The organism is Acidovorax sp. YS12 (genome assembly GCA_021496925.1).
GTDB lineage: Bacteria > Pseudomonadota > Gammaproteobacteria > Burkholderiales > Burkholderiaceae_C > Paenacidovorax.
In genome coordinates this window covers 3,930,503-3,947,676 of the sequence record CP053915.1, presented here as the reverse complement: position 1 = coordinate 3,947,676, position 17,174 = coordinate 3,930,503, and the positions used below count along the sequence as shown (strand labels likewise).

General features: G+C 65.2%; 11 protein-coding genes. 5 read left to right on the top strand and 6 right to left on the bottom strand.

Going from position 1 to position 17,174, the window contains the following annotated elements; translation table 11 throughout:
- Positions 1 to 12: 12 nt before the first annotated feature.
- The 3 genes from YS110_17650 to glmS all read right to left on the bottom strand — a co-directional run bounded on the left by YS110_17650 (position 13) and on the right by glmS (position 9,450).
- Positions 13 to 5,841 (bottom strand): serine protease, encoded by a 5,829-nt coding sequence (locus YS110_17650; protein UJB66451.1) that lies wholly within the window; start codon positions 5,839 to 5,841, stop codon positions 13 to 15.
- 5 nt (positions 5,842 to 5,846) lie between these two features.
- Complete coding sequence (locus YS110_17645; GenBank protein ID UJB66450.1) at positions 5,847 to 7,010, bottom strand: MBL fold metallo-hydrolase; 1,164 nt, start codon at positions 7,008 to 7,010, stop codon at positions 5,847 to 5,849.
- A 577-nt stretch (positions 7,011 to 7,587) separates the two neighbouring features.
- Positions 7,588 to 9,450 (bottom strand): glutamine--fructose-6-phosphate transaminase (isomerizing), encoded by a 1,863-nt coding sequence (gene glmS, locus YS110_17640; protein ID UJB66449.1) that lies wholly within the window; start codon positions 9,448 to 9,450, stop codon positions 7,588 to 7,590.
- 130 nt (positions 9,451 to 9,580) lie between these two features.
- On the opposite strand from glmS, the gene YS110_17635 reads away from it, so the two are divergent.
- The 3 genes from YS110_17635 (at position 9,581) to YS110_17625 (ending at position 11,447) form a co-directional block, all read left to right on the top strand.
- On the top strand, positions 9,581 to 10,060 hold the full coding sequence (locus tag YS110_17635) for an Lrp/AsnC family transcriptional regulator (protein UJB66448.1): 480 nt from the start codon (positions 9,581 to 9,583) through the stop codon (positions 10,058 to 10,060).
- A gap of 68 nt (positions 10,061 to 10,128) precedes the next feature.
- The gene (locus YS110_17630) at positions 10,129 to 11,115 is read left to right on the top strand and encodes a DnaJ domain-containing protein (GenBank protein UJB66447.1); all 987 of its coding nucleotides are present in this window, start codon (positions 10,129 to 10,131) and stop codon (positions 11,113 to 11,115) included.
- A gap of 2 nt (positions 11,116 to 11,117) precedes the next feature.
- Positions 11,118 to 11,447: a MerR family transcriptional regulator gene (locus YS110_17625; GenBank protein ID UJB66446.1), complete on the top strand. Its 330-nt coding sequence runs from the start codon at positions 11,118 to 11,120 to the stop codon at positions 11,445 to 11,447.
- On the opposite strand, the gene YS110_17620 is transcribed toward YS110_17625, so the two are convergent.
- Both YS110_17620 and glmU read right to left on the bottom strand, forming a co-directional pair.
- Positions 11,433 to 12,227: a two-component sensor histidine kinase gene (locus tag YS110_17620; GenBank protein UJB66445.1), complete on the bottom strand. Its 795-nt coding sequence runs from the start codon at positions 12,225 to 12,227 to the stop codon at positions 11,433 to 11,435. The genes YS110_17625 and YS110_17620 overlap by 15 nt on opposite strands.
- A complete protein-coding gene (gene glmU / locus YS110_17615; protein ID UJB66444.1) occupies positions 12,191 to 13,633 on the bottom strand; it encodes a bifunctional UDP-N-acetylglucosamine diphosphorylase/glucosamine-1-phosphate N-acetyltransferase GlmU in 1,443 nt (480 codons plus the stop codon). The genes YS110_17620 and glmU overlap by 37 nt, the downstream gene beginning before the upstream one ends.
- A 231-nt stretch (positions 13,634 to 13,864) precedes the next feature.
- Between glmU and YS110_17610 the strand changes: the two genes are divergently transcribed.
- Positions 13,865 to 14,284, top strand: coding sequence for a bacteriohemerythrin (locus YS110_17610; GenBank protein ID UJB66443.1), 420 nt, complete (start codon positions 13,865 to 13,867; stop codon positions 14,282 to 14,284).
- An 86-nt stretch (positions 14,285 to 14,370) separates the two neighbouring features.
- On the opposite strand, the gene YS110_17605 is transcribed toward YS110_17610, so the two are convergent.
- Positions 14,371 to 15,603: a tyrosine--tRNA ligase gene (locus YS110_17605; protein ID UJB66442.1), complete on the bottom strand. Its 1,233-nt coding sequence runs from the start codon at positions 15,601 to 15,603 to the stop codon at positions 14,371 to 14,373.
- 199 nt (positions 15,604 to 15,802) lie between these two features.
- On the opposite strand from YS110_17605, the gene YS110_17600 reads away from it, so the two are divergent.
- A complete protein-coding gene (locus tag YS110_17600) occupies positions 15,803 to 17,170 on the top strand; it encodes a M23 family metallopeptidase (protein ID UJB66441.1) in 1,368 nt (455 codons plus the stop codon).
- Positions 17,171 to 17,174: the final 4 nt, after the last annotated feature.

Below are 17,174 nucleotides of genomic sequence, written 5' to 3'. Positions count from 1 at the left end.
CGCAAAACCTCCCTAGTAGCTGCTGAGGATTGTCTTTGCAACACCATCAATCCGAATGACCCACAGGATTCTCCAGCCGACAGGCAGTGCAAAGGCGTCACGACGAATTGCCAGGACGGCGGTCTCGAATCGTCGATGCGACTCGTGCCCCTCCACACCTGCCCCGTCTCTCCAATGGTATCGAACGATACTTGCCGAACTCGCGCTTAGAAGCTGCAGGAACCTCGGCGTAGGAATGGCGGGTGTGATGGCTCCAAAGAATGCGTGTGCGGGCATTGCCCTGCCACAAACGGCGAGCGGCTCCTCAGGGCCTGGTCGGGGGAGTTCAGTAGCCTTGAAGGCATACTCAGCAGAGCGAGGAAGCTGTCCGTGGCCTGGAGGCATCAGATGGGATATCAGCTCCAGGTGCACCACCTTGTGGTTCAGCTCCACAAAGCTCTGGAGATCTAGAAGTACCAGGTCCTCAAAGGTGGGTCGATACGTGCGCTCCTTGCCCTTGTTGACACAGTCCAACAAGCTACTCAGCAGCTCATGGCCAGCTTTCGGCTCCGTGAGGCTTTCGGGGTTGTACGCCCTCAACGCCGACTCGATGAGTCTGAGCTTGCTTGCCGGCATCGGCTCGAACAGCGCAACATTAAGGGCGTAGCGAATCAGTGACGCCCATCGTCCGGTTGGCAGCGTTCGCGATTCCCGTGCCCCATCGGCGACGAGGCTCTCAAGCTCATGCACTGTCGCAACGCTATGCGGCTCGCACAGGCTGCGAAGTGTTGCGTCCACCCGATCAAGCACAGGCTGGGACAAAGCGCCAAGGCGATCCAAGTCACGCCAATGCGACCGCAGGCTGGAGGAAATGTAGGTGGGTGGCGGTAGCCCCGACGTAGCGGGCGGGTTGTATGGGCCTTCCGGGAACCGCATCTTGAGGGCTGCAATAGCGTTCGACGCCGAATCGATGTGCAACTTGCTGGCGCGTTCAGCGATTCGCAAGATAGTCGCCAAGCGCCCAACATGGCCGCAGTTGGTGAGCCCATCAGCCCAAGGCACGTGAGGCTCAATGATGTGCCACACCCCCGCTGGTCGTTCCCGCGAGAGTATATCGAGCACCGCTGCGGCAATATCAGCTCTCGCCCTGCTTTCCATGGAAGCTGCTAGGCGCGCGAGCATGGGCAGCCATCCTGGGTCGCATCTGGCGCACCACAGCACCATTGCGGCAGCACTGTCCCTGCGTTCCCATGACGGATGATCAATAGCCCAAAGCAGCAGCTCATTCAACGCTTCGGTCGCACTTAAGGAAGCGTCTGCACCGATGTATGAGAAGGACCCGGGCGATGCAGCGCCGACCAGATGTCTGACGTGATCGATCGCCACCCTTAGCAGCTCAGTCTGCCCGGCCGGATCAAGTCGACTGCCGACCAGGCTGATGACGTGGTTAGCAACCATCCAACGCTGGTTGTACCTTTCATCTAGCAGGAGGGGACCATAAGCACGGGCAAGTTCATCGGCGCCTTGGATGTTGGCAGAGATGATTGCCTCCGCCTCCAGATGTGAGTGATTCCCCGACCAGATGGACCATCCGCCGTCTTGAAGTGCGCTCAGGGTCCCAATGCTGTCGCGTACTGCCGCGGCAGAGTTTCCCCTGGACGCTTGTCGACGTGCAGAGGTGAGCCGCTCGCTTGCGTCGCGTAGAGCCGCCTTCTTTCCAAACGTTCCAGGCAAGTAAAGTGCGTCCTCGTCCAACTCCTTCGCGGCACTGTCCCCGCTAAGCTCCTTGGTCTTCTCCGGCTCCGTCGCGGTTGCGTTCCGTGCAGCTAGCTCGCGCTTCACATCGAAGGTCGACTCAAGCTGCGAAACTTGGTTGGGCTCAAGTCTCGATTCACGCGTGGCAAGAACTGCCTCCAAGTCGGCTCGGATGGGGGGCGGCACAGCAGGCACAAGCGCCATCATCAGTAGCCACGCACGCTCATCGCTGAGCGAGGCAATGATCGATCTCAATCGACCCGTTGCCTGCATCAAGTCATCTGGGCTTTCGGTCAACTCGGAAAGTACGGCGCCAAACTCGCGTCCCCAATCCGGTAAGTGCCGCTCATCGCCACGAAGGAATACCTCAAGTAAAGCCCAGCGAACTCTCCAGTGCGCTACATCACGCACTTTCCGCAGCATCGCAAGCAAGGCGGCTTGCTCCTCCAGAGCCGCCCCTGGAAAGCGCATACCAACGAGCGCAGAGATTCGATCGAGATTCCCAGTCGTGGCCTGCACATGCAGCTGCTCATTCGTACCGCAGCTTTGGTGTTGAAAGTACCTGACCGCGTCCGAGTAGCGCGAACGGCGACACAACTCAGCAATGAACGAGCCTTTGTCTGCCCGCACGAACCGCTGGAAAGTCATCTCGCCCGAGGCACGCTCGAGCAGTCCAGCGATCTCCCGCAAGGACTCTGGAGCCACCGAAGACGTGGCCGGTAGGGCTTCCAATGTGCCACTCATGAGGGATAGCTGATCCTCCTTGTACCAGCTCGGTCCCATGGAGAAGGACAGAACCATTCGGTAGGTTCTTTGCGCCTCTTCTACTGCTTCAAGATCCACAAGCAATGGGATAATCTGAAGCAGCTCTGGAACAAGTTCGAATCTGTTTTCGAGGTTGGCACTGATGTAGTCTCGCCAGCGAACCGTGAGCTCAAAGGTCTTGTCAGCCAGCGCGCCCGACGGCTTGCTGGGCACAACCAGGTCCAAGACGCCGGCTAGCACGGCTCTGAATCCCTCGTTGTAAAGACCAAGCTGAGAGTCGAACTCCCGATCAAGTGTGTTGATGAGAACATCAACAGCGGACGGCTTGCAGTCAAGAGCGAGCTTGACTAGGCGGCAATAGAGCAGTGGAATGACCGCTTCTGGAATGAAGTAGCTGGAATCCCAGTGGCAACGAGACCTAAGGTCAAGAACCAAAGCCCGCAGCAGCTTGTCTGTGGCGAAAGCCCACACTTTGGCGCTACCCGCTTCGTCCCTGGCCGCGGCAGTACGCCGAGCTTTGCCGTCACACCAAGCTACAGCTCGAGCAACGCTCTGGAGCCAGTCTTCCCAACCGTCGGAATCGGGAGAGAGTAGCGGCGGCTCGTCAAGCCTTGAATCAAGGAAGCAAGCGGCACGAATGCAGCGTAAGGCATCCTCGAAACTTGATGCATCCGGAACTGCACGGTTCTCCTTGGTGAGAGGAATCGAAGCGTCACTCAGATCCATGCCTGTCGCGTAGCTTGCGACCAGCTCAACACCTGCACCGGACTCGATCAAGGAGTCCAGAAGGTCGTCGCGTCGGTGCTCTGGTTCGAGAGGTGCGTCAATGAAGCTCGCCACATCCTGCAGGAGAAGGTCAAGTTCGTGCCGAGGCAGCGATATTGCATAGTGCCTTGCCTGTGCTTGGGCGTGCTCGACAATCTGCAGCAGCATCAACAGCATGTGGCTTGGATCGACGTCTGGCGGCAAGCCGAGTTCTTTTACGGGTGAGTAGGCACCTTCAAGAGTGAGCCTGGCGCCCGTCATGTCGCCGATAAGGTGTCGAACAACTTCGGCCCGTTGTTCGGGCTTGAGGTTCGACAATGGCAGGAAGCGTTCAACGACCGCCTGAAGGGTTCTCATGAAGGACACATGCGCCCCTGCCGCATGCGCAAGGGAATGGCCGTGCAGACGGAGCTTGATGGCGCCGAAGAAGTCTCCAGCGTTGATGCTTGTTCCGGGGGCGATCCTTTCGAAGAATCCTCGGTCGAGTTCGCCCTGAAACCTCTCAAGGAGTTCCAGTGCGTCATCTTCGTTACCGTGTCGAATCAAGACATTCGCGACGGCGAAGGCCTCATCGGGAGAGAGGACCAGCCGACCGTGACGAACAACATGCCGAAGCGCAACCTGAGGCTTACCAAGCGAGACTAGCGCACGGGCAACGAGCTCGGCGCACTGAACAAAAAGCACGTTGTAGCGAAAGCTCAAACGCTGCGACAACAACAGCAATCGGACAATCTCTGTTGCGGCTCCAGACTCAGTAGCGACTTCCAGAGCGTCGTCTATGTCTGCCAGCAAAATATCGGGCTCGGTCCCGAGAACTACAGATCCATCAACCCACTCCTGGCCACAGGCACGCACACCCTCAATCTTCAAGGAGCTGGGGCCGCGCAGGCAGTGAAAAACCCTGTTCAGGGCACCGTAGTCACCGCTGTCTCCACTGAAACAGAAGTCCGCGAGGCGGCTGTGCGTCGACTGGTCGACAGTCGCGGTTTTGAGAACTATGAACTCGGAGAAGGAAGAGTGATAGATGGCCGCATCTTCAGGCTTCTGCAGGAGATGACGAATCCGCGCAAGAGTTGAAGGCAAGGCGGCTGCCTCAGACGGCATGAGTAGACCAGCGAGGCTGGCGACTGGTATAGGCTGCCGCAGTCGAGCAATGAGAGCCAGGAGATGAACAGCGTCGGGGCTTGCCATCAGGCCTGCCCAGATCGTTTCGTAGTAGTCTTCAATCTTTCCGCTGAAAGCTGGAAGCTCGTCTATTTCCGACTGCTCAGCCCCCCCGTTGACCAACTCTGTCAGGTAACGCAGATACAGCGGGTGCCCCTTGGCGCGTTCGCAGAGTGTGGCCACAGTGCTCGACTTCGCCTTCTCTTGATCAAGAAGCTCAACACACAGGCTGTGCTGAACGGAGTCGTCAAGCTGGGGAAGGGTCAGACGCTCTGCGCTCTGCAGGATGGGGCTCAAGCTGGCGGCGATTGAATCCAAGCCGACACCCGTTATCACCACCACCAAGCCTTCAGGCACAGACGGCGGTAGTAGGCCAACGAAGCGCCTCAAGGCGTCCTCTCCTGCCGCAACAGCCTCATTGATGCCATCAATGAAGATGATTCCCTGCTTCTTGGCCTTGCGCAGGTGCTGTGCCAACACCTCAAAGAGCTTGTTCGTCCTTGTGACGAGCTCACTGTAGGGTAGATCCAGCAGTCTCGCTGGTCTTCCTGTCAACTGCGTCGAAGAGAGCGAGTTAAGCCAATCAAAGAAGACGTCTGGCTGAGCTTGATGCGCCGGAGTCACGCCCCGAAGGTGCTCGGAGAAGTGGTACACACCAAGTCGTTCGAGAGTTTCGGAATGCGGCGCGAACTCCTTGCAGTAGGTGGACTTGCCGATTCCGTGCGGACCATCAAGGAAGACATAGCCACCACCGACCTTGGCAATCGTCGACTCAAGGAGGTCGTCAAAGGCTGGGCGCTGGCCAATCGGGGCGTCGGTTGGCTTTGTGATGGGCCAGTCGGCAATAAGACCGGAGGCTTCTAGAAACGGCTTGATTGCGTGTAGGCTCAAAGCGCAGAGTGCGCTGTCCACATTCAGCCGGATCAGGCCCCGACAAGCCAGTCCGACCATCAACGCAGAGCCTGACAACCCCTTGTAGTCCGAAAGCTGGGTCTCTGCCGTGACGGACAGGTCGAGGTCGACTCCGTGCACACGATCAGACAAGACCTGCTGCACGTCACCATGGGCAACGTGGCCAAGTTGCAGCTTCGCCACGGGATATCCAAAACAGGACCACTTCTCTCCAGGGCGAACAGGCTCTACGTTGAGTGGAACGGGTTCGATCTCAAGTGGCGCTGAAAGCACAAGCACGCATACATCAAGGTCCTCGTCATGCGAGTCGATGACGACCGAGTGCTCTGAAGCAGACGCGCCCAAGCCGAAGCGAACCGCCACCGACTCACCTGCCGTATGCGCAGCCTCGACGCAGTGATAGGCGGTGAGGATGCGGTCCTTTGCGACCAGCCATCCCGTGCCTAATTCCTCTTTGCCGACGACCTGGCAGGTTGCCAGCTTCACACCCTCCTCAGTCATTCTGTTCAGCCTCCAAGTGAAATCCAGTTAGTGTCTGCGATATGGATGCTGAACGGCGTACCTGATCTAGAGGCGTGAGACCGCAGCCGCGTAGAGGCAGCTGTCTCATAGTTGAAGATCAATCGTCTCTCAAAGGGTGCGGGGCGGTCGACGATCTCTGCAAGCACTTCAAAGTTTGGGTGACCGTGACGACTACCGTCTGTTGAAATCAGGAAGCAGGGGGCGTCAACAGTGGCGAGCAGCTCTGGGCTCGTGTTGTGGCAGCTGCCGTGGTGCGAAACCTTAATCGCGTCAAACAGGATGGGGCCTGTTGTCGGCTTTGCAGCTCGCAGCCTTGCTACCGTATCCTCAGCCCATGCATCCCCAAGGAATAGCGACCGAACTCTCGCAGACGTGATGATGACTGCAATCGAGCTGCCATTTGCAGGGGACTGGTCCGGCACATAGATGTCTGCGAGGCGCATGTTGCCGTTCGCGGAAACCTTCCGAATCTGTGGAGCTGTAGCCTGGGGGGCGGTCGCACACCACATCTCGTACGCATCATCGAGAAGATCAGTGGACGCCGCACCTCCCTTGTATCCAAGCTTTGCAACCTCCTTCAGCCATACGTTCCGCAGCGCTTCAAGCCGCGCGCGACTTGGACCGACTACCTCCACTGAAACCGCCTCCGAGAGGACTAACGGCTGCTGGTCTTGGCTTATGCAGGTCGTGCCATTCCCTTCGTTCCAAAGGTAGCCGTCGTGCCCAAGCATCTTGGCGAGGGAACTTCCCTGGCGAGCGCCGATAGGCCCCGGCGCCGCAGGCCCGCCGAACCCTCGCCTTCGAAGCGCCTCCAGGACGAGCTTGCCCTGGACGCCTTCCTCTCCGCCAGGTTGAAGCGGCATCGAGCGCAAACTGTTGTGCCACACCCTGTCGACTTCAACGATACGGCGTGGCTGAGGACCATTGGAGGAGAAGAACTCCAGAAGGCCGCCAATGTGGTCAGCGTCGATGTGCGTGCAGACTGCAAGGGCTAGCCGGCAGCCGTTGCTGGCAAGTAACGAAAGGTCCTTCTTGACGAAATCCTGGAATGTGCTTGCAAAGCCGGCATCGATGAGAATGAACGGCCCTCCCGCATCTACGAGGAACGAGTCGCCGTTCCTGGCTGGGTACATCTTAATTCTCAGCATGCAAGGGCAAAGGCAAGGAGCTGTTTTGATGCGGTGCAGTCACATGCATGCGACGTAGACAGGCCACGCTCGTGGGCGCGTGGGGCAGGAGGAAAGGGGGGGCTCCTAGCGCAGTCTAGCTCGCAACACGTGCGCCGGCGGCGAACACAGCCATTCCATGCGCCGTGATGCGGCGATGCTCCCACCGTACGTTTAGAGCGTGCAGCGGTCAGTCGCGGCCACGCCGCACGAGTAGCCGGTTTCGGCCGAAGCCGGCATTCGGGCTTCGGCAGCGAATGTCTCAGTCCAGCCTCTTGCAGCCATTGCGGCATGTAGGGCCTGCTCGAACCTCAAGAAGTTTTCGCAAAAAAGAGCGCTCAAAGCTAGCGCTCTTTTTTGTATAGCAACAAGTCCGCACGGGGCTGGGGTTAGTTGCGCATATCTAGGTCTTCTCTACCCGTTGAATTCGAGTTTACGACTTTACCGTTACAAATGACCACCCCGCAAACCCGCATGAATGCTGGAGGCTTGTTTACGACTTTATTTGCGTGTTTACGACTTTAATTGCCCAGAATAGCTACCCCAAAGAGCACGCCGGTCATTCGACCGTCACGCTCTTGGCGAGGTTGCGCGGTTTGTCCACATCCGTCCCGCGCGCGCAGGCCGTGTGGTAGGCCAGCAGTTGCAGCGGCACCACGTGCAGCAGCGGGCTGAGGGGCCCGTAGTGCTCGGGCATGCGGATCACGTGCAGGCCCTCGCCGCTCTCGATGCGCGTGTCGGCGTCGGCCAGCACGTAGAGCACGCCGCCGCGCGCGCGCACTTCCTGCATGTTGCTCTTGAGCTTTTCCAGCAGCGCGTCGTTGGGCGCCACCGTCACCACGGGCATGCTGCTGGTCACCAGCGCGAGCGGGCCGTGCTTGAGCTCGCCCGCCGGGTAGGCCTCGGCGTGGATGTAGCTGATTTCCTTGAGCTTGAGCGCGCCCTCCAGCGCCACCGGGTAGTGCACGCCCCGGCCCAGGAACAGCGCGTTCTCCATGCGCGCGAAGTCCTCGGCCCAGCGGATCACCTGCGGCTCCAGCGCCAGCACGGCCTGCAGCGCCACCGGCAGGTGGCGCATGGCCTTGAGGTGTGCGGCCTCCTGTTCTTCGGTCAGGCGGCCATGCACCTGGGCCAGCGCCAGCGTGAGCAGGAACAGCCCGGCGAGCTGGGTGGTGAAGGCCTTGGTGGAGGCCACGCCGATCTCCACCCCGGCGCGCGTCACGTAGGCCAACTGGCATTCGCGCACCATGGCGCTGGTGGCCACGTTGCACACCGTCAGCGTGTGGCGGTGGCCCAGGCTCTGCGCATGGCGCAGCGCGGCCAGGGTGTCGGCCGTCTCGCCCGACTGGCTGATGGTGACCACCAGTTGGCGCGGGTTGGGCACGGTGTCGCGGTAGCGGTATTCGCTGGCGATTTCCACCTGCGTGGGAATGCGCGCAATGCTCTCCAGCCAGTACTTGGCCACGCAGCCGCTGTAGTAGCTGGTGCCGCAGGCCAGGATGAGCACGGCGTCGATGTCCTTGAACACGCGGTACGCGCCATCGCCGAACAGCTCGGGCACGATGCCGTGCACGCCTTCAAGCGTGTCGGCGATGGCGCGCGGCTGCTCGAAGATTTCCTTTTGCATGTAGTGCCGGTACGGCCCCAGCTCGGCCGCGCCGCTGTGCGCGTGCACGGTGCGCACGGGGCGCTGCGCAGCGTCCAGCGGGCGGCCGTCGCGCCCGGCCACCCAGTAGCGGCCGGGCTGCAGGTCCACCAGGTCGCCTTCTTCCAGGTAGACGATCTGGTCCGTCACCCCGGCCAGGGCCATGGCGTCGCTGGCGAGGAAGTTCTCGCCCTCGCCCACGCCCAGCACCAGGGGCGAGCCGGCACGCGCGCCGACGACGCGGTGCGGCTCGTCGCGGTGCATGACGGCGATGGCGTAGGCGCCGCGCAGCCGCGCCGTGGCGGCCTGCACGGCCTCGAACAGGTCGCCGCCATAGAGGCTGTCCACCAGGTGGGCGATGACTTCGGTGTCGGTCTGGCTGGCGAAGGCATAGCCGCGCGCCTGCAGTTCGGCGCGCAGTTCCTCGTGGTTCTCGATGATGCCGTTGTGCACCAGGGCCACGCGGCCCGGCCCCTCGCTGCCGGGGCCGTGGCTGAAGTGCGGGTGCGCGTTATGCACCGCCGGCGCACCGTGCGTGGCCCAGCGCGTATGGGCAATGCCGGTGGCGCCCTGCAGGTGCTCGGCCTGCACCTGGGCCAGCAGCTCGGCCACGCGCGCCGTGCTGCGCGCGCGCTGCAGGCCCGGCGCGCCGCCCAGGCTGGCGCCATGCACGGCCACGCCGCAGGAGTCGTAGCCGCGGTATTCCAGGCGCTGCAGGCCCTGCACGAGGATGGGAACGATGTTGCGCGAAGAGACCGCGCCGACGATGCCGCACATGGAAAGCTCCTTGAAGAAGCCGCCATGCTAGGGGTGGAGCAAAAAAATTACCGATTGTTTTTTGGATGATTTTGGAATTAAATTTCAACAATTGTGATTTGCAAAATTCAATTTCATTACCGAAGAAAAAATGGAATCCGACGAACTCGACACCATCGACCTGCAACTGCTGAACGCCCTGCAGCACGACGCCAGCCTGAGCAACCAGGACCTGGCCGCGCGCGTGCACGTGTCGCCCCCCACCTGCCTGCGGCGCGTGCGGCGGCTGCACGCGCTGGGGCTGATCGAGCGCCAGGTGGCCATCGTGCCGCCCGCGCGGCTGGCGGCGCTGGTGGGGCACGGCCTGTCGGCCATCGTCGAGGTGACGCTGGACCGCCAGGGCGCCGAGCAGCTCGACGCCTTCGAGGCCCGCGCCGTGGCCGACGCGGCCGTGCAGCAATGCTGGCGCGTATCGCCGGGGCCGGACTTCGTGCTCGTCACCCACACGCGCGACATGCCCGGCTACCTGGCGCTGGCGCAGCGCCTGTTCACGCAGGATGCGAACGTGCGCAACGTCAAGGCGTTCTTCGGCGTCAAGCGGGCCAAGTTCTCTACGGCGGTGCCGGTGTAGCGCCGTCTTTCGTGCTCTTATAGTGGGCGCGGGGCGCCAAGCCCGGCGCCTTTGCATGGAGAACACGCATGGAGTTCAAGGACTACTACCAGATCCTGGGCGTGCCGCGCGACGCCACGGCCGCCGGCATCAAGGCGGCCTACCGCAAGCTCGCGCGCCGCTACCACCCCGACGTGAGCAAGGAGCCCGACGCCGCCGCGCGCATGGCCGAGGTGAACGAGGCCAACACCGTGCTGTCGGACCCGGAAAAGCGCGCCGCCTACGACGCGCTGGGCCGCCAGGCGGCGCAGCAACAGCAGCACGGCGCGGGCGCCGACTTCCGCCCGCCGCCGCACTGGGACGCGGGCTTCGAGTTCACCGGCGCCGCGCCCGGCGGCGGCCACGGCATGGACGAGGCCCAGTTCAGCGACTTCTTCGAGCAGCTCTTCGGCCAGGCCGCGCGCGCACGGCGCGCGGGCGCACAAAGCGCCGGGGCCGCCTCCGCGCAGCGCGGGCGCGACAGCCATGCCCGCATCGAGCTCGACCTGCTCGACGCCTACCACGGCGCCGAGCGCACGCTGACGCTGCGCGGCGCGCGGCTGGACGCGGGCGGCCACCTCGTCAACGAGGAGCGCCAGCTGCAGGTCAGCATTCCCAAGGGCGTGCGCGAGGGCCAGCTCATCCGCCTGGCCGGCCAGGGCGGCCCCGGCCAGGGCGGCGCGCCGGCGGGCGACCTGTTCCTGGAAGTGCAGTTCAGGCCCGACGCGCGCTGGCGCGCAGAGGACCGCGACGTGTACCAGCCGCTCGCCCTCGCCCCCTGGGAGGCAGCGCTCGGCGGCCCCGTGGAGGTGCAAACGCCCGGCGGCGCCACGGTGGAAGTGACCGTGCCCGCCGGCTGGAAGCCCGGGCGCAAGCTGCGCCTGAAGGAGCGCGGCATTCCCGCCGCCACGCCCGGCGACCTGTACCTGGAGCTGCACGTGGCCCTGCCGCCCGCCGCCACCGACGCGCAGCGCGCGGCCTACCGCGCGCTGGCGCAGGCTTTCCCGCACTTCCAGCCCCGCACGCAAGGAGCATGAGCATGGCAACGCACGACAACGGCGGCAGCAGCGCCCTGGCCGAACTGCTGGACGAACAGGCCCGCCTCACCCTCGACGAACTGGCCCGCGCCTGCTGCATGCAGCCCGGCTGGATCACCGAACGGCTGGAAGCCGGCCTGCTGCACGGCGAGCGCGCCGGGGGCGGCTGGCATTTCAGCGCCACCACCGTGGTGCGCGCGCGGCGCCTGGCCCACCTGGAAGCCACTTTCGACGCCGACCCGCAGCTCGCCGGGCTCACCGCCGACCTGATCGAGGAAGTGGCGGCGCTGCGCCAGCGCCTGCGGCAGCTGGAGGCGCTACGCGGCCACTGACCCTGGAAACGGCTGCGCAGGCGCCACCGGCCAGTGGACGGTGACCACGCAGCCAGCCCCGGGCAGGGCCGTGGCGCCGATCCGCCCGCCATGGCGCTGCACGATGGCCTGGGCCAGCGCCAGCCCGCCGCCCACGCCGTCGAACTCGCCCTCGCGGTGCAGGCGCTGGAACAGGCCGAAAAGCCCCTGCGCGCGCGCCGGGTCGAACCCCGCGCCATCGTCCTGCACGCGCCAGCACAGGGCGCCGGGCTGCGGCTCCACCGTGAGGGCGATGCGCGCGCACGCGCATCCCTGGGTGAACTTGAAGGCATTGCCCAGCAGCGCGTCCAGCAACTGGCGCAGCAGCGCCGCGTCGGCGTGCAGCGGCACGGGCGCGGCGGGCAGTTGCCATTCCACGGCGCGCTGCGGGGCGGCGGCGTGCAGGCGCGCGCTGGCTTCGCGCGCCAGCGCAGCAAGGTCGAGCGGCCCGGGGTGCAGCGGCGCGCGCTGCGCGCGCGACAGCAGCAGCAGCGCGTCGATCATGCCGGCCATGCGGCGCGCGGCCTGCTCCATGGTGGCGAGGAACTGCTCGGCCTCGGCGTCCGCCCCCGGCGCGCCCGCGCGCAGCGCCTGCACCGATTCGCGCAGCAGCGGCGCGAACGAGGTGATGTGGCGCAGCGGCGCGCGCAGGTCGTGCGAGACGGCGTGCAGCAGCCCGTCGTGCGCCTGGCGCAGCGCGGCCAGTTGCGCGCCCAGGCTGTCGCTCAAGCCTTCTTGGGCTGCTTCACCGGGCGTTGCCATTTGCTTGCGTCCAGGCTGACCTGCTTGCCGCGCGCCACGCTCAGGGCGCCGGGCGGCGTGTTCTTGGTGATGGTGGAGCCGCCGCCCACGGTGCCGCCGGCGCCGATGGTGACGGGCGCCACCAGCACGCAGTTGCTGCCGATGTGCGCGTCGGCCTCGATCACGGTGCGGTGCTTGTTGGCGCCGTCGTAGTTGGCGGTGATGCTGCCGGCGCCGTAGTTGACGCGCTCGCCCACGCTGGCGTCGCCCAGGTAGGCCAGGTGGTTGGCCTTGGCGCCGTCGGCCAGGGTGGAGTTCTTCACTTCGACGAAGTTGCCGATGTGCACCTCGCGCCCCAGGTGCGCGCCCGGGCGCAGGCGCGCGAACGGGCCGACCAGCGCGCCCTCGCCCACGCGGGCGCCAGCCTGCTCGCCGTCGATGTGCGTGAACGGGTGGATCACCGCGCCCGCGGCGATGGTGGCGTTGCCGATGCAGCAGTAGGCGCCGATGCGCGCGCCCGCGCCGATCTCCACGCGGCCGGTGAAGATGCAGCCCACGTCGATCTCCACGTCCTGCCCGCAGGCCAGTTCGCCGCGCGCGCCGCTGCGCGCGTCGTCGCGCAGGTCGAAGCGCGCCGGGTCGGCCAGGCGCACGCCCTGCTCCATCAGCGCATCGGCCTGGCGCCGCTGGTGGGCGCGCTCCAGCGCGGCGAGCTGCGCAGGGCTGTTCACGCCTTCCACCTGCAGCGCGTCGGCGATGCAATGCGCGGCCACCGGCACGCCGTCCTGCACGGCCATGGCAACGATGTCGGTCAGGTAGTACTCGCCCTGGGCGTTGTCGTTGGTCAGCCGCGCCAGCCAGGGCGCGAGCCGCCGCGCGGGCACGGCCATGATGCCGCTGTAGATCTCGCCGATGGCGCGCTCGGCCTCGCTGGCGTCCTTGTGCTCGACGATGCGCTGCACCATGCCGTCCGCGCCGCGCACGATGCGGCCGTAGCCCGTGGGGTCGGGCAGGCGCACCGTGAGCAGCGCCAGGCGCTCGCCCGCGCTGGCCTGCACCAGCGCCTGCAGGGTTTCGGGGCGCGTCAGCGGCACGTCGCCCGAGAGCACCACCACGGTGCCGTCGTCGGCCAGCCGGGGCATGGCCTGCTGCACGGCGTGGCCGGTGCCGAGCTGCGGCTCCTGGCGCACGAATTGCAGGTCAAAACCGGCCCCAGGGCTTGCCCAGCCAGCGCTGGCAGCTTCCACTTCCATAGCACCATGGCCGGTCACCACGACCACGCGGCGCGGCTGCAGCGGCGCCGCCGCGGCCAGCACGTGCGCCAGCAGCGGACGGCCCGCCAGGTGCTGCAAGACTTTGGGGATGCGGCTTTTCATGCGCGTGCCCTTGCCCGCGGCCATGATGATGAGGTCCAGTGCTGTGGTCATTGGAAAGCAATCCGGGGAAAGAAAGGCGCGGGCCGGGCGGCCGGCGCCGGATGGCCGCCATTATCCCGCCGCGCCGCCCCCGGCCCGCACCGGCCCAGACCTGATGAACATCAATGCATGAGATTGATGCAGGTCAGCAAAATGCCTGGCAACAGCCATCCCTTGGTAATAACCTCCTGTCACACTTTCGCCGCCCCGGGCAATGTGGCCGGCCGCGGAAGGAGGGAAGCAATGACATTCATGCCATGGACCAGCGAACTGGAGCTGGGAATCGAGGAGATCGACAACCAGCACAAGGAGCTGGTGCGGCTGGCCAACGCCCTGCATGCCGAAATCTCCAGCCCCGCGCCGCAGCACGCGGCCATTGGCGCCGTGCTGGAAGGCCTGGTGGACTACACGCACAACCACTTCATCGTCGAGGAGGTGCTGTTCCAGCAGCACGACTACCCGGAAACCCCGGCGCACCAGGCGCAGCACAACCGCTTCACGGCCAAGGCGATGGATCTGCTGATGCGCTTCGAGGACGGCGAGGAGGTTTCGCTCGAAGCGCTGGAGTTTCTCAAGGACTGGCTGATCCACCACATCTGCAAGGTCGATCGCGCCTACCTGCCGTTCTTCCGCGCCGCCCTCGCCCAGGAAAGCGTGGCCTGAGGAGCCCCAGAGGGCGCTTGGGCGCTTCTCTTTCAATAGCTGCCAGCGCTCCCCCAGCAAGGGCTAGCGGCCATTTTTATACCCAATCAGCCCAGCGTGACGCGGGCGAACTTGCGCTTGCCCACCTGCACCACGTAGCTGCCGGAGGCGAGCTTCAGGCCCTTGTCGCTGACCACCGCGCCGTCCACGCGCACGCCGCCGCCGTCGATCAGGCGGTTGGCCTCGCTGGTCGAGGGCGCCAGGTTGGCCTGCTTGAGCAGCGCCCCGATGCCCAGGGGGGCGCCAGAAAGCGCCACCTCGGGGATGTCATCGGGAATGCCGCCCTTGCTGCGGTTCTGGAAATCCTGCTCCGCCGCGTCGGCCGCCTGCGCGCTGTGGAAGCGCGTGGTGATCTCCTTGGCCAGCATCACCTTGACGTCCTTGGGGTTGCGCCCGCCCGCCACCTCGGCCTTCAGCGCGGCGATTTCGGCCAGGCTCCTGAAGGACAGCAGGGTGTACCAATTCCACATCAGCGTGTCCGAGATGCTCAGCACCTTGGCGAACATGGTGTTCGCGTCCTCGGTGATGCCGATGTAGTTGTTCTTCGACTTGGACATCTTGTGCTCGCCGTCCAGCCCCACGAGCAGCGGCATGGTGAGCACGCACTGCGGCTCCTGCCCATACTCCTGCTGCAGGTGGCGGCCCATGAGCAGGTTGAACTTCTGGTCGGTGCCGCCCAGCTCCAGGTCGCTTTTCAGCACGACCGAATCGTAGCCCTGCAGCAGCGGGTAGAGGAATTCATGCAGGCTGATGGAGTTGCCTTCGGAGAAGCGCTGGTGGAAATCGTTGCGCTCCATCATGCGCGCCACCGTGTACCTGGCCGACAGCTCGATCATGCCGCGCGCGCCCAGCTGGTCGCACCATTCGCTGTTGTAGCGGATCTCGGTGCGCGCCGGGTCCAGCACCTTGGCGGCCTGGGTGTAGTAGGTCTCGGCGTTGGCCTTGATCTGCGCGGCGGTGAGCGGCGGGCGCGTGCTGTTGCGCCCGGACGGGTCGCCGATCAGGCTGGTGAAGTCGCCGATCAGGAAGATCACCTGGTGGCCCAGGTCCTGCAGCTGGCGCATCTTGTTCAGCACCACGGTGTGGCCCAGGTGGATGTCCGGTGCCGTCGGATCCAGCCCCAGCTTGATGCGCAGCGGCTGGCCCGTGGCCTCGGCGCGCACGAGCTTCTTCAGCCATTCGTCCTGGGGCAGCAGCTCGTCCACCCCGCGCAGGGAAATTTCCAGCGCTTGACGTACCTCATTGCTGGGCGGATTCGTGGAGGCAGCAGATTGATTCATAAGGGTTTCTGGGGATGTCCGGCAAGCGAGCGCCGCTATACTCCGGGCCACATTTTGCAAAAGGCGGATTCTAGTAGGCCCGCCACTTCGGCTCCGTCGAAGGCTTGCATTTCCGGATTGTTCCGCACACTCAGGCACCGCGCCCCACAGCCGGGCGCCGGCTTTGCCTGAACGTGCATTCACGCCCTGGGGAACGACTTTGACCAACGGCTTGACCACCGCCAGTAAGGCTTTGCTCGAACGGATCGCCCGCGCCGCCCAGCAGCACCCCCGCCGCATCACCGCCGCCATCGCCACCGTGCTCCTCACCGGAGGCGGCGGCGCCTTCGCCGTGGCCTCGCTCGGCCCCGATCCGGCCGACCTGCCGGTCAGCACCGTGCAGTACCCCGTCGCCTCGCTGGCCGAGGGCCAGACCCTGGCCGCGCTGTCCGACGGCATGCCCAGCTACGCGCTGTACCGCTCGGACCTGGTGCGCGCCAGCGACACCGCCGAATCCCTGCTGCAGCGCATGGGCGTGGCCGACCCCAGCGCGGCGGCGTTCCTGCGCACCGACGGCCTGGCGCGCCAGCAGCTGCTGGGCCGCACCAACCGCCAGGTCAAGGCCGAGGCCACCGACGACCACCGCCTGATCCGCCTCACCGCGCGCTGGGCCCACGACGACAGCGGCAACTTCAAGCGCCTGGTGATCGAGCGCGGCGCGGACGGCGCCTGGGGCTCGCGCATCGACACCGCCCCGCTGCAGTTGGGCAGCCGCCTGGCGGGCGGCGTGATCCGCAGCTCGCTGTTCGCCGCCACCGACGAGGCCAACATCCCCGACGGCGTGGCCACGCAGCTCGCCGACATCTTCTCGGGCAACATCGACTTCCGCCGCGCGCTGCGCAAGGACGACCGCTTCTCGGTCGTCTACGAAACACTGGAGGCCGACGGCGAGCCGCTGCGCAGCGGCCGCGTGCTCAGCGCCGAGTTCCGCAACAACGGCAAGACACACCAAGCCGTCTGGTTCCAGGAGTCGCCCAAGGCCCGGGGCGCCTACTACCTGCCCGATGGCCAGAGCATGGCGCGCGCCTACCTCAGCTCGCCCGTGGCGTTCACGCGCATCTCCAGCGGCTTCGCCATGCGCTTCCACCCGATCCAGAAATCCTGGCGCGCCCACCTGGGCACGGACTTCGCCGCGCCCACGGGCACGCCGGTGCGCACGGTGGGCGACGGCGTGGTCGAATTCGCGGGCGTGCAGAACGGCTACGGCAACGTGGTGTTCGTGAAGCACGGCAACGGCCACGAAACGGTGTACGCCCACCTCAGCCGCATGGACGTGCACAAGGGCCAGCCGGTCACGCAGGGCGACACCCTGGGCGCCGTCGGCGCCACGGGCTGGGCCACTGGGCCGCACCTGCACTTCGAGTTCCGCGTGAACGGCCAGCAGCAGGACCCGATGACCATCGCCCGCCAGAGCGAGGCCGCGGCGCCGGTCTCCGCCGCGGCGCGCCCCGCATTCGAGCGCCTGGCCGCCATGATGCGCAGCCAGCTTGCCGCCGCTGACACCCTGCAGCAAGCCAGCGCGAACTGACCCT